The organism is Acidovorax sp. LjRoot118 (assembly GCF_964253575.1).
In the GTDB taxonomy this organism is placed as follows: Bacteria; Pseudomonadota; Gammaproteobacteria; order Burkholderiales; family Burkholderiaceae_C; genus Acidovorax.
In genome coordinates this window covers 5,393,376-5,406,011 of record NZ_CAXURB020000001.1, presented here as the reverse complement: position 1 = coordinate 5,406,011, position 12,636 = coordinate 5,393,376, and the positions used below count along the sequence as shown (strand labels likewise).

Annotated in this window: 11 protein-coding genes; all 11 read left to right on the top strand. The window is 66.9% G+C overall.

Features of this window, described 5'->3' with window-relative positions; genetic code table 11:
- The first annotated feature begins 149 nt into the window (after positions 1-149).
- Entirely contained in the window at positions 150-1,040 is an 891-nt protein-coding gene (gene argB / locus ACSQ9E_RS25360) for an acetylglutamate kinase (protein WP_057200069.1), read from the top strand.
- Positions 1,041-1,056: 16 nt separating this feature from the next.
- Complete coding sequence (locus ACSQ9E_RS25355; protein ID WP_057200070.1) at positions 1,057-1,749, top strand: response regulator transcription factor; 693 nt, start codon at positions 1,057-1,059, stop codon at positions 1,747-1,749.
- Between the two features lie 69 nt (positions 1,750-1,818).
- Positions 1,819-3,270 carry an ATP-binding protein gene (locus ACSQ9E_RS25350; protein WP_436220266.1) on the top strand — a complete coding sequence of 484 codons (1,452 nt, stop codon included), beginning with the start codon at positions 1,819-1,821 and terminating at the stop codon, positions 3,268-3,270.
- A gap of 178 nt (positions 3,271-3,448) precedes the next feature.
- Positions 3,449-4,117, top strand: coding sequence for a nucleoid occlusion factor SlmA (slmA, locus tag ACSQ9E_RS25345; protein ID WP_305745096.1), 669 nt, complete (start codon positions 3,449-3,451; stop codon positions 4,115-4,117).
- A 136-nt stretch (positions 4,118-4,253) separates the two neighbouring features.
- Positions 4,254-4,988, top strand: coding sequence for a TetR/AcrR family transcriptional regulator (locus ACSQ9E_RS25340; protein WP_436219502.1), 735 nt, complete (start codon positions 4,254-4,256; stop codon positions 4,986-4,988).
- A 5-nt stretch (positions 4,989-4,993) separates the two neighbouring features.
- On the top strand, positions 4,994-6,790 hold the full coding sequence (locus ACSQ9E_RS25335) for an acyl-CoA dehydrogenase C-terminal domain-containing protein (protein ID WP_057200074.1): 1,797 nt from the start codon (positions 4,994-4,996) through the stop codon (positions 6,788-6,790).
- A 47-nt stretch (positions 6,791-6,837) separates the two neighbouring features.
- On the top strand, positions 6,838-7,278 hold the full coding sequence (locus tag ACSQ9E_RS25330; RefSeq protein WP_057200075.1) for a DUF2147 domain-containing protein: 441 nt from the start codon (positions 6,838-6,840) through the stop codon (positions 7,276-7,278).
- A gap of 90 nt (positions 7,279-7,368) precedes the next feature.
- Complete coding sequence (locus ACSQ9E_RS25325) at positions 7,369-9,789, top strand: 3-hydroxyacyl-CoA dehydrogenase NAD-binding domain-containing protein (protein ID WP_436219501.1); 2,421 nt, start codon at positions 7,369-7,371, stop codon at positions 9,787-9,789.
- Positions 9,790-9,803: 14 nt separating this feature from the next.
- The gene (locus ACSQ9E_RS25320) at positions 9,804-10,319 is read left to right on the top strand and encodes a DUF4442 domain-containing protein (protein WP_436219500.1); all 516 of its coding nucleotides are present in this window, start codon (positions 9,804-9,806) and stop codon (positions 10,317-10,319) included.
- 15 nt (positions 10,320-10,334) lie between these two features.
- A complete protein-coding gene (locus tag ACSQ9E_RS25315) occupies positions 10,335-11,534 on the top strand; it encodes an acetyl-CoA C-acyltransferase (protein ID WP_436219499.1) in 1,200 nt (399 codons plus the stop codon).
- 206 nt (positions 11,535-11,740) lie between these two features.
- A complete protein-coding gene (locus tag ACSQ9E_RS25310) occupies positions 11,741-12,625 on the top strand; it encodes an alpha/beta hydrolase family protein (protein WP_436219498.1) in 885 nt (294 codons plus the stop codon).
- The last annotated feature ends 11 nt before the right edge of the window (positions 12,626-12,636 follow it).

The window sequence follows — 12,636 nt, the reverse complement described above, 5'->3', positions numbered from 1 at the left end:
GACGCTTCGCGTCTTCCCCGGGGGCTTTGCAAGGGGTGTGGCATGGGCCGCGCCAGTTCCTTGGACGGCGCGCAGGCACTGCTTGCCAGACCGGCCCGCGAATGCGGCACAATTTGCGCATCCTCGTTTTCTCTTGATGGCACGCCCCCATGACCGATCTTCTCTCGATTGCGCCCCGCGACAAGGCTGAAATACTGGCCCAGGCGCTGCCCTATATCCGCAAGTTCCATGGCAAGACCATTGTCATCAAGTACGGCGGCAACGCCATGACCGACCCGGCCCTGCAGGCCGACTTCGCCGAAGACGTGGTGCTGCTCAAGCTCGTGGGCATGAACCCTGTGGTGGTCCACGGTGGCGGTCCCCAGATCGAGACGGCCCTGAACCGCCTGGGCAAGAAGGGCGAGTTCATCCAGGGCATGCGCGTGACCGATGCCGAAACCATGGAAGTGGTGGAGTGGGTGCTGGCCGGCGAAGTACAGCAGGACATCGTGGGCCTGATCAACCAGGCCGGCGGCAAGGCCGTAGGCCTCACCGGGCGCGATGGCGGCATGATCCGCGCGCAAAAGCTCAAGCTGCTCGATACCAAGGACCCGAGCATCGAGCACGACGTGGGCCAGGTGGGCGACATCCTCTCCATCGACCCCAGCGTGGTCAAGGCACTGCAGGACGATGCCTTCATCCCCGTGATCAGCCCCATCGGCTTCGGCGAAAACAACGAGAGCTACAACATCAATGCCGACGTGGTCGCCAGCAAGCTGGCCACCGTGCTCCAGGCCGAGAAGCTGATGCTCCTGACCAACACCCCCGGTGTGCTGGACAAGCAGGGCAAGCTGCTCACCGACCTGACGGCGCGCGAGATCGACGCACTGTTTGCCGACGGCACCATCTCCGGCGGCATGCTGCCCAAGATCGCCGGCGCATTGGACGCAGCCAAGGCCGGCGTGCACGCCGTGCACATCATCGACGGCCGCGTACCCCATGCCATGCTGCTTGAGATCCTGACCGACCAGGCCTACGGCACGATGATCCGCAGCCATTGATGGTCCTGGTGACGGAATGAGACTGCTGCTGGTCGAAGACGACGTGATGGTGGCCAGCGGCATCAAGCTGGGGCTGTCTGACGCCGGCTACGCGGTGGACTGGGTTGGCAGCGGCGAGCGCGCCGAAGAGGTGCTGCGCGTCGAATCCTTCGATGCGGCCATCATCGACATCGGCCTGCCCGCCATGGACGGGCTCGAGCTCACGCGGCGCCTGCGCCGCCCGGACATGGCCAGCCCTTCGATGCCCGTGCTCATCCTCACTGCGCGCGATGCCCTGCATGATCGGGTGCAGGGGCTGGATCTGGGGGCCGATGACTACATGGTCAAGCCCTTCGAACTGCCCGAGCTGCTGGCGCGGCTGCGCGCCCTGCTGCGCCGCTCGCAGGCTGCCACCACCGCCGTGCTCAGCTTCGGGCCCCTGGAGCTCGATACGGCAGGCCGGCGCGCCAGCATCCGCTCCGATACCGGTGAGCAGGTGATCGAACTCGGTCCGCGCGAATGGACGGTGCTGGAGTACCTGCTCATCAATGCGCCCAAGCCCGCCAGCAAGGACAAGCTGCTGCAGGCGCTCACCGGCTGGGACAAGGAGATCACGCCCAACGCGGTCGAGGTGTATGTCTCCCGCCTGCGTGGCAAGCTGGAGCCGCATGGCGTGGCCCTGCGCTCCATCCGGGGGTTCGGTTACCGGCTCGAACTCCAGGCCGGCTGAACCCCTTCTTTCACAGCCCCGACCATGGAACCCCGGCTCCCTCCTGCGCGTCGGCCCGGGCTGCGTGCCATGACCTCGGACCTGCGCAACCGCTTGCTGCTGCTGCTGGTGCTGCCCCTGTGCGCGCTGGCGACCATCGGCGTCTGGCTGGACTACCGCTCGGCGGACGAGGCCGCCGGCCAGCACGACCAGCGCCTGCTCAGGCTGCTGCCCGCCCTGTCCGATTCGGTGCTGGCCCCGGCCATTCGCGACAACGATCCGCCCCTGCTGCTGCTGGCCCCGCCGCTGGAGGACTTTCTGCGCCAGAACGCGGGCTTCTCGGGCTACAGCGTGCGCGACCCTGCGGGCAAGCTGCTGCTGGGCGACGACTGGGTGCACAGCGCCGTGCCCACCACCCAGGCGCCCGAGTTCCACAGCATGGAGTACGGCGGCGTGACCTACCGCGTTGCCGTGCAGCGCGGGCGCACGGGGGCCGGCGAGATGGTGGTGGCCCTGGCCGATGGTTCCGACCCGCGCCAGCAATGGGCCCAGCAACTGCTGCTGCGCGTGCTGCTGCCCAACCTGGTGCTGGTGGCCGCCGCCGCGCTGGCCATCCACTGGGCTGTGCGCCAGGCCTTCAAGCCGCTGGTGGACCTGGCCGAAGCCGTGGAGCACCGCTCGCCGCGCGACCTGAGTCCCATCGACGAAGCCTCCTCGCCGTCCGAGGTGCGGCCGCTCGTGCACTCGCTCAACCGCCTGTTCGCCCTGGTCAATGCCCAGGCCGAAGGGCAGCGCCGCTTCGTGGCCGACGCCGCACACCAGCTGCGCACGCCGCTCGCAGGCCTGCAGGCCCAGGTCGAGGCCTGGGCCATGATGGCCAAGGCGGCTGCGCCCCAGCGGCAGCCATCGACTGGCCTGGACAAGAAGGGCCCCGTGTCCACCGACGGCCGTACCCAGGGCGCCATCGTGCTGGGCGTGGACCAGATCGAGAAGCTGCGCAATGCCACGCGCCGCACCTCGCAGCTGGCGCACCAGTTGCTCGCCCTGTCGCGCGCCGATGCGCGCAGCCTTGATGCCCAGCAGCCGCAGCGCGTGGACCTCAAGGACCTGTGCGAGACCCTGCTCGAAACCTTTCTCGACCCCGCCACCGGCAAGGGCCTGGACCTGGGCCTGGAGGTGCAACCCGTGCACGTCACGGGTCACGGCTGGCTGCTGCGCGAGTTGCTGTCGAACCTGGTGGACAACGCCATCAAGTACACCCCGCCCTCGGGCATTGTCACGATCCGCTGCGGCATGCGCCAGGGCAAGAGCGGGCCGCCGCGCGTTTTTCTGCAGGTGGAAGACGACGGCCCCGGCGTACCCGATGCCGAGCGCACCCGGGTGATGCAGCGTTTTTACCGGGTGCCGGGCACGGTGGGGGAGGGCACGGGCCTGGGCTTGGCGATTGCCGACGAGATCGCCCGCGTACACCGCGCCTCGCTGACCCTGAGCACCGGCGTGCAAGGCCGTGGCCTGGTGGTGACTGTGGTGTTTCCGCTCTAGCGGGGCTGCTTGCCTGGGGCTCCCCAGGGGCTGTGCGAGAATCATTTCCATACATGATTTACGCCCTGCCGCAGACTGGGCATGCTGTTACCCCGGCATGCGTTCCAGGTGGTGGGGACCACAGGCCCCAGGGCTCTGGGGCTGCCAGCCCCGGGGCGTACTCACTTCCTCTTTGCGCATGTCCGATCTTTTCACGCCTCCCGAGCCAGCCAGCACCGCCGATGCAGGGGACAGCCCTGCCGCGCGCAAGCGGCCCAAGCCCGGTGAGCGCCGGGTGCAGATCCTGCAAATGCTGGCCACCATGCTGGAGCAGCCGGGGGCGGAGCGCATCACCACCGCCGCACTGGCGGCACGGCTGTCCGTCAGCGAGGCCGCGCTGTACCGCCATTTCGCCAGCAAGGCGCAGATGTTCGAGGGGCTGATCGACTTCATCGAGCAGTCCGTGTTCACACTCGTGCAGCAGATCACGGGTCGCGACGTGCCCGATCCGGACCAGCCGGCCGAAGTGGGCCTGCGCCAGACGGCCCGCATCGTCGCGGTGATTTTGCAGTTCGGCGAGCGCAATCCGGGCATGGTGCGTGTGATGGTGGGCGATGCGCTGGTGTTCGAGCACGAGCGCCTGCAGCAGCGCATGAACCAGTTCTTCGACCGCATCGAGTCCACGCTGCGCCAGTGCCTGCGGCCGGCCAGCGCAGCATCCGCCACGCCCACGGTCGACGCCCAGGTGGCCGCCAGCGTGCTCACCGCGTTTGCGCTGGGGCGCCTGCAGCGCTATGCGCGCTCGGGCTTTCGCCGCATGCCCACCGAACACCTCGACGCCAGCCTGGCGCTGATGATCCAGAAGTAAGCGCCATTGGCGCAGCGCCCGCAGGTCGCTGCGGTGCAACAGAGTTTTGGTGCGGTCTCCCTATTTTTGGAGAGGCTTTTGGCGGTGGGGCGAATTTGCTGCAGAATAGTACGAACGTTCGTTTTTATTTGCACGCATGCCCGCCACCTCCGACTCTCCTGCGGTCACCCGCATCCCCCGCGCCCGCAGCGGTACGGGGCGCGCCCTGCAAAAAGGCCAGCATACCAAGGCGGTCATCGTCGAGGCGGCGCTGGGTCTGGCCACGCACATCGGGCTTGAAGGCCTGTCGATTGGCGCACTTGCCGACGTGACGGGCATGAGCAAGTCGGGCGTGTTCGCCCACTTCGGCTCGCGCGAGGAGTTGCAGATCTCCGTCATCCGCGAATACCACACGCGCTTCGAGCAGGAAGTGTTCTACCCCGCCATGTCGGCGCCGCGCGGCGTGGGCCGCCTGAGTGCATTGTTCGACAACTGGATGAAGCGCACCTCGATCGAGATAGATTCGGGCTGCATCTACATCAGTGGCGCGGTCGAGTTCGATGACCGCAACGGCCCCGTGCGCGACGCGCTTGCCAGCTCGGTCCTCACCTGGCTGGCCGCCATGCGCCGGGCCATCGAACAGTGCAAGGAGTGCGGTGAGCTGCGCCCTGACACCAATGAGGAGCAGATGCTCTTCGAGATCCACGGCCTGATCCTCGCGCTGCACTACGAGGCGCGCTTTCTGCGAACCCCCGGCTCCATGGCGCGCTCCGTCACGGGCTTTCGCAACATCCTGGCGCGCTACAGCGCGCAGGCATCCGCACCTGTGGCCGCAGCACCCGCTGCGGCACGCCGCAAAGTTTCCAACCAAACCACCATATCCAAGGAGTAACCCCCATGCCCAGCTATACGCCGCCCCTGCGCGACATGCAATTCGTCATGCACGAAGTGCTCAAGGTCAGCGACGAACTGAAGGCCCTGCCGGCCCATGCCGAGGTGGATGTGGACACCATCAATGCCGTGATCGAAGAAGCCGGCAAGTTCGCTGCCGAGGTCATCTTCCCGCTCAACATCAGCGGTGACACCGAAGGCTGCGTGCTGGACAAGGCCACGCATGAGGTGAAGACCCCTACGGGCTTCAAGGACGCCTACGCCAAGTACGTCGAAGGCGGCTGGGCGGCTCTTTCCTGCGACCCCGCCTACAGCGGCCAGGGCCTGCCGTTCGTGCTCAACCAGTGCCTGTACGAGATGATGAACTCGGCCAACCAGGCCTGGACCATGTACCCCGGCCTGTCGCACGGCGCCTATGAGGCACTGCACGCGCACGGCACCGACGCGCAAAAGGCCCTGTACCTGCCCAAGCTCACCAGCGGCGAGTGGACCGGCACCATGTGCCTGACCGAACCCCACTGCGGTACCGACCTGGGCCTGCTGCGCACCAAGGCCGAACCCCTGGCCGACGGCAGCTACAAGATCACCGGCAACAAGATCTTCATCTCGGCCGGCGAGCACGACATGGCCGCCAACATCGTCCACCTGGTGCTGGCACGCCTGCCCGATGCGCCCAAGGGCAGCAAGGGCATCAGCCTGTTCGTGGTGCCCAAGTTCAACATCAATGCCGATGGCTCGCTGGGCGAGCGCAACCCGATCTTCTGCACCGGCCTGGAGCACAAGATGGGCATCCATGGCAACGCCACCGCGCAGATCGCCATCGACGGCGCCATCGGCACCCTGGTGGGTCAGCCCAACAAGGGCCTGGCCGCCATGTTCGTGATGATGAACGCCGCCCGCCTGGGCGTGGGCAACCAGTCGCTGGGCCTGACCGAAGTGGCCTACCAGAACGCCCTGGCCTACGCCAAGGACCGCATCCAGATGCGCAGCCTGTCGGGCACCAAGGCCAAGGACAAGGATGCCGATCCGATCATCGTGCACCCCGACGTGCGCAAGATGCTGCTCACGGCCAAGGCCTATGCCGAAGGCGGCCGCGCGCTGCAGATCTTCTGCACGCTGCTGCTGGACAAGGCCCACGGCCACGCCGACGAGAAGGTGCGCAAGGACTCCGAGGAGCTCGTGGCCCTGCTCACGCCCATCGTCAAGGCCTTCATCACCGACAACGGCCACATTGCCACCAATGCGTGCATGCAGGTCTTCGGCGGCCATGGCTTCATCAAGGAATGGGGCATGGAGCAGTATGTGCGCGACAACCGCATCAACATGATCTATGAAGGCACCAACACCATCCAGTCGCTGGACCTGCTGGGCCGAAAGATCCTGGGCAACAACGGCGCCTCGCTCAAGAAGTTCGGCAAGCTGGTGGGCAAGCTGGTCGAGGAAGAAGGCGTGAACGAGAAGATGGCCGAGTTCATCAACCCCGTCGCCTATCTGGCCGACCAGATGACCAAGTTCACCACCGAGATCGGCTTCAAGGGCCTGCAGAACCCCGACGAAGTGGGTGCTGCCGCTGTGGACTACCTGCGCGTGGCTGGCCATCTGGTGTTCGGCTACCTGTTCGCCCGCATGGCCCAGGTCGCCCTGCGTGAGATCGCTGCCGGCAACACCGACCCGTTCTACCAGGCCAAGCTGCAGACAGCACGCTTTTACTTCGCCAAGCTCTTCCCCGAGACGGCGACGTTGATGCGCACGGCCCGCGCCGGCAGCAAGGTGCTGATGGACACCGACCTGGCCCTGGCTTGAGTCGCTGGCCTTCGGATCCCGACCTCTTGAACTACGGAGCAGCGTCCATGTACAAAGCAGCAACAGCCGCCCTTGCGTTCGTCGCCCTCGCGGCACCGGCCTGGGCGCAGATGACGCCCGAAGGCCTGTGGCGCAACGTTGACGACAAGACCGGCGAGGCCAAGGCCGAGATCCGCATCCGCGACGCGGGTGGCGGTGCCCTGACCGGCGTGCTGGAAAAGCGCCTGGCCAAGGACGCCAAGCCCGACGAGGTGTGCGCGGAGTGCAGCGATGACCGCAAGGGCAAGCCGCTGCTGGGCCTGGAGCTCATCCGCGGCGCCAAGAAGGCCGATGGCAAGGACGTGTGGGAGGGCGGCAAGATTCTCGACCCAGAGAACGGCCGCAACTACACGCTGCGCATGGCACCCATCGAGGGCGGCAAGAAGCTCGAGGTGCGCGGCTCCATCGGCCCCTTTGGCCGCACGCAGACCTGGGTGCGGGTCCAGTAAGCAAAGAAAGACAACCGCACGCACCGGCCCCTGCCGGCGTGTGCAACAACGGAGGCGCCACGACGCTGCCGCCCCCCAGGAGAAATACCGATGTCAAGATTCCAAGTGAAGAAAGTCGCCGTGCTGGGCGCGGGCGTGATGGGCGCGCAGATCGCTGCGCACCTGGTCAACGTCAAGGTGCCCGTGGTGCTGTTCGACCTGCCGGCCAAGGAAGGCCCGAAGAACGGCATCGTCACCCGTGCCGTCGAAGGCCTCAAGAAGCTCAAGCCCTCGCCCCTGGGCGTGGCGGACGACGCCGCGCTGATCGGCCAGGCCAACTACGAAGAGCACCTGGAGCAACTGCGCGACTGCGACCTCATCATCGAGGCCATTGCTGAGCGCATGGACTGGAAGCTCGACCTGTACAAGAAGATCGCGCCCTTCGTCGCGCCGCATGCCATCGTGGCATCGAACACCTCGGGCCTGTCGATCACCAAGCTTTCCGAGGCGCTGCCCGAGAGCATCAAGCCGCGCTTTTGCGGCATCCACTTCTTCAACCCGCCGCGCTACATGGTGCTGGTGGAGCTGATCAACACGCCCACGACCTCGCCCGAAGTGCTCGACCAGCTCGAAGCCTTCGTCACCAGCGGCCTGGGCAAGGGCGTGGTGCGCGCCCACGACACGCCCAACTTCGTGGCCAACCGCGTGGGCATTGCCGGCATGCTGGCGACCATGAAAGAAGTCGAGAACTTCGGCCTGACCTACGACGTGGTGGACGATCTCACGGGCAAGAAGCTCGGCCGCGCGTCGAGCGGCACCTTCCGCACCGCCGACGTGGTGGGCCTCGACACCATGGCCCACGTCATCAAGACGCTGCAGGACAACCTGGACGACAAGAGCGACCCGTTCTACGCCAGCTTCGGCACGCCCGCCGTGCTCCAAAAGCTGCTGGAACTGGGCAACCTGGGCCAGAAGGCCAAGGCCGGCTTCTACAAGAAGGTCGGGCGCGACGTGCTGCGCTTTGACCTGGAGAGCGAAGAATACGTGCCCGGCGGCCAGAAGGCCGACGAGGTGTACGGCCGCATGCTCCGAAAGCCCGCTGCCGAGCGACTGCGCCTGCTGCGCAATGCCGAAGGCGCGCAGGGCCAGTTCCTGTGGGCCATCCTGCGCAACAGCTTCCATTACGCCGCAGTGCACCTTGGCACCATCGCCGACAATGCGCGCGACGTGGACCAGGCCATGCGCTGGGGCTTCGGCATGAAGCAAGGCCCCTTCGAGCTGTGGCAGGAAGCCGGCTGGCTCGACGTGGCGAAGATGATCCAGGAAGACATCGACGCCGGCAAGGCCCTGTCCAAGGCGCCGCTGCCCGAGTGGGTGTTCAAGGGCCCCGTGGCCGAGGCCGGTGGCGTGCACACCGCACAGGGCTCGTGGAGCGCATCGGCGCAGAAGTTCATCGCGCGCCGTGCGCTGCCCGTGTACGAGCGCCAGCACTTCCCCGAGAAGCTGCTCGGTGAGGCGTTGCCCGACTTCGCCACCGCCGGCACCACGCTGCACGAGGACGACGCCATCCGCCTGTGGACGCTGGAAGGCGCGGACCGCGCGCCCGGCACCGGCATCGTGATCGCCAGCATCAAGACCAAGATGCATGCCATCAGTCCCGACGTGGCCGAAGGCCTGGCCCAGGCCGTGGACATCGCCGAGAAGGACTACGAAGGCGTGGTGATCTGGTCGGGCGACGAACCCTTCAGCGCCGGTGCCGACCTGCAGGCCATGCTGCCCGCCTTCATGGTGGCCGGCGTGAGCGCCATCGAAGGGGCAGAAGCCGAGCTGCAGAACACCATGCTGCGCATCCGCTATGCCAACGTGCCGGTGGTCGCTGCCGTGCGCGGCCTGGCACTGGGCGGTGGCTGCGAGCTGGCCGTGCACTCGGCCCGCCGCGTGGTGCACATGGAGAGCTACATCGGCCTGGTCGAAGTCGGCGTGGGTCTGGTGCCGGGTGCCGGCGGCCTGACCTACATCGCCCGCCGCGCGGCCGAGAACGCCGCCACCTCCACGGGCAAGGACATCCTGCCCTTCCTGACCGAAGGCTTCACCGCTGCGGCCATGGCCAAGGTGGGCACCAGCGCGCTCGAATCGCGCAAGCTCGGCTACCTGCTTGACAGCGACGTGATCGTGCCGCACAAGGACGAGCTGCTGTTCGTGGCCATCAACGAGGCCAAGTCCCTGGCCAAGGGCGGCTGGCGTGCGCCCGCCAAGCGCTTGTTCCCGGTGGTCGGCCGCAGCGGCATCGCCACCATCAAGGGCTCGCTGGTCAACATGCGCGACGGTGGCTTCATCAGCCAGCACGACTTCCACATCGCCAGCCTGATCGCCGAAGTGGTCTGTGGCGGTGACGTGGATGCCGGCACCCTGGTGAGCGAGGAGTACCTGATGACGCTGGAGCGCAAGGCGTTCTGCGCGCTCATCGAGCACCCCAAGACGCAGGAGCGCATCCTCGGGATGCTGTCCACCGGCAAGCCCGTGCGCAACTGATGGATCAGGCCACCATGAGCGAATCCAACCGCGCCCCGAACAAGCTGCAGCGCTCGCTGATGCGGCTGGACGAAGCCCCGGCCTTCATGCGCGGCTTCGTGCAGAACATCATCCTGCGCCGCGCAGTGCCCTTCACGGGCACGGCCGGGGTGAAGTTCGTGTCGCTCACGCCCGAACGGGTCGAGGTGCACCTGGCCAACGACCACCGGGTACAGAACCACATCGGCGGCGTGCACGCCTCGGCCATGAACCTGCTGGCCGAGACGGCCACGGGCATGGTCGTGGGCATGAACGTGCGCGACGACTGCATCCCGCTGGCCAAGGAGCTCAGCATGGCCTTTCGCAAGCGCGCCACGGGCGGCCTCAAGGCCGTGGCCGTGCTCAGCGCCGAGCAGCGCGCCGCCATGCAGGCCAGTGACAAGGGCGAGGTCCAGGTCGCCGTCACCGTGACCGATGAGGCCGGCGCCGAGCCGGTCGAATGTGCATTTACCTGGGCCTGGATTCCCTCCAGCCGCCCAGCCAAGAATTGAAGGAGTTTCACCACCATGGCCAAACAAGTCCAGGAAGCCTACATCGTTGCTGCCACGCGCACGCCCATCGGGCGTTCGCACCGCGGCTTCTTCCGCAACACCCGGCCTGACGACCTGCTGGCGACCACGCTCAAGGCAGCGCTGGCCGCAGTGCCCGGCCTTGATCCCAAGGCCATCGAGGACATCATCTGCGGCTGCGCGATCCCCGAAGCCCAGCAGGGCCTGAACGTGGCGCGCATCGGCGCCGTGTTGGCCGGCCTGCCCACCAGCGTGGGTGGCATCACCGTCAACCGCTTTTGCGCATCGGGCCTGTCGGCCGTGCAGATGGCGGCCGACCGCATCCGCGTCGGCGAGGCCGACGTGATGATCGCCGCCGGTGTGGAAAGCATGAGCATGGTGCCCATGATGGGCAACTCGCCCTCGCTGTCGCCCTCGATCTTCGAGCGCGAAGGCGATGTGGGCATTGCCTACGGCATGGGCCTCACGGCTGAGAAGGTGGCCCAGCAGTGGAAGGTCAGCCGCGACGCGCAGGACGAGTTTGCGCTGCAGTCGCACTTGAAGGCCCTGGCCGCGCAGAAGGCGGGCTACTTCGCCGACGAAATCACGCCCATCGAAGTGACCGACCGCACGGCCAACCTCGAAACCGGCGAGTCGATCGCCAAGAGCCGCACCGTGAGCCTGGACGAGGGCGCCCGCCCCGACACCACCCTCGAAGGCCTGGCCAAGCTCAAGACGGTGTTCGCCGCGCGCGGCTCCGTCACGGCCGGCAACAGCTCGCAGACCAGCGATGGCGCCGGTGCGCTGATCCTGGCCAGCGAGGCCGCCGTGAAGCGCTTCGGCCTGACGCCGCTGGCGCGCTTCGTGAGCTATGCCGCCAAGGGCGTGCCGCCGCACATCATGGGCATCGGCCCGATCGAGGCGATCCCTGCGGCGCTGCGCTACGCCGGCCTCAAGCACGAGGACATCGACTGGTTCGAACTGAACGAAGCCTTTGCGGCGCAGTCGCTGGCGGTGATGAACACGCTGGGGCTCGATGCATCGAAGGTCAACCCGATGGGGGGCGCCATTGCGCTGGGGCATCCGCTGGGGGCGACGGGGGCGATCCGCTCGGCCACGGTGGTACATGCGCTCAAGCGCAACAAGCTCAAGTACGGCATGGTGACCATGTGCGTAGGCATGGGACAGGGAGCCGCCGGCATCTTCGAATCTGTTTGATGTTGGCTGGCTACCGAGCGGGCGATCTGCGTCGTTGGGCGGTGCTCGCCATCCTCACGTACTTCAAGTACGTTCCGGTGGCTCCGCTCCGTCCGCCTAGCAGCTCATCCCGCTCGCTACGCCCTTGAGGGCGGGGTTTGAAGAGCGGGATTGTTTGAAGTGTTTTCCATTGAACCGGCGCAGATCGGTCTTCACAGGAGACGGACATGGACAAGCAGACTTTGCAGGTGGTTGGCGGGGTGCCGTTGGCGCTGCGCGTGTACGAGCCCGAGGGCGGTGTTGCCGCTCGCGCCAGCGTCGTGATTGGCGGGGCCATGGGGGTGCGGCAGGCGTTTTATGAAGCGTTTGCGCGCTGGTTGGCGCAGCAGGGGTTTCGGGTCACCACGTTCGACTACCGGGGGCATGGGGATTCGCTGCAGGGTCCTATGCGGGCCGTGAAGGCGGATCTGTTCGACTGGGCGCAGGACTACGAGGCCGTGATTTCGGCTGCCAAGGCGGCGCTGCCTGCGTCGCCGCTGTACCTGCTGGGGCACAGCCTGGGTGCACAGTTGCCGGGGCTGTTGCGCAACCCGGCGCAGGTCGATGGGCTGCTCAGCGTGGCGGCGGGCAGTGGGTACTGGCGCGACAATGCGCCGCAGCTCAAGCGCATCGTTCCATATTTCTGGTGGGTGCTGGTGCCGCTGGCCACGCGGCTGTGCGGTTATTTTCCGGGGCGCACGCTCAAGAAGGTGGGCGACCTGCCGGCCGGCGTGATCATGCAGTGGCGCCGCTGGTGCCTGAACCCGGCCTACAGCGTGGGGGCCGAAGGGGCTGCCGTGGCGCAGAGCTATGGGGCGGTGCGCTTTCCGGTGCTGGCCCTGTCGATGAGCGACGACGAGCTCATGACGCTGCGCGGCACGCACAACCTGGTCAACCTGTATGCGAACACCGAGCGCCGGGTGGAGAGCATCACCCCGGCGGATCTGCAGGTGCGCCGCATCGGGCATTTCGGTTTCTTTCGCGACCAGTTCAGCAGCAGCCTGTGGCCGCGCGCGGCGGCGGCCTTGCTGGCGGGGCTGGGTGCGGCCACAGTCACCGGCACGACGGTGTAGTCCCGTAATTC

Coding starts and splice junctions, on each gene's coding strand:
- ACSQ9E_RS25330 (WP_057200075.1), top strand. CDS start 6,838: ATGTACAAAGCAGCAACAGCCGCCCTTGCGTTCGTCGCCCTCGCGGCA.
- slmA (WP_305745096.1), top strand. CDS start 3,449: ATGTCCGATCTTTTCACGCCTCCCGAGCCAGCCAGCACCGCCGATGCA.
- ACSQ9E_RS25315 (WP_436219499.1), top strand. CDS start 10,335: ATGGCCAAACAAGTCCAGGAAGCCTACATCGTTGCTGCCACGCGCACG.
- ACSQ9E_RS25325 (WP_436219501.1), top strand. CDS start 7,369: ATGTCAAGATTCCAAGTGAAGAAAGTCGCCGTGCTGGGCGCGGGCGTG.
- ACSQ9E_RS25350 (WP_436220266.1), top strand. CDS start 1,819: ATGACCTCGGACCTGCGCAACCGCTTGCTGCTGCTGCTGGTGCTGCCC.
- ACSQ9E_RS25310 (WP_436219498.1), top strand. CDS start 11,741: ATGGACAAGCAGACTTTGCAGGTGGTTGGCGGGGTGCCGTTGGCGCTG.
- ACSQ9E_RS25340 (WP_436219502.1), top strand. CDS start 4,254: ATGCCCGCCACCTCCGACTCTCCTGCGGTCACCCGCATCCCCCGCGCC.
- ACSQ9E_RS25320 (WP_436219500.1), top strand. CDS start 9,804: ATGAGCGAATCCAACCGCGCCCCGAACAAGCTGCAGCGCTCGCTGATG.
- argB (WP_057200069.1), top strand. CDS start 150: ATGACCGATCTTCTCTCGATTGCGCCCCGCGACAAGGCTGAAATACTG.
- ACSQ9E_RS25355 (WP_057200070.1), top strand. CDS start 1,057: ATGAGACTGCTGCTGGTCGAAGACGACGTGATGGTGGCCAGCGGCATC.
- ACSQ9E_RS25335 (WP_057200074.1), top strand. CDS start 4,994: ATGCCCAGCTATACGCCGCCCCTGCGCGACATGCAATTCGTCATGCAC.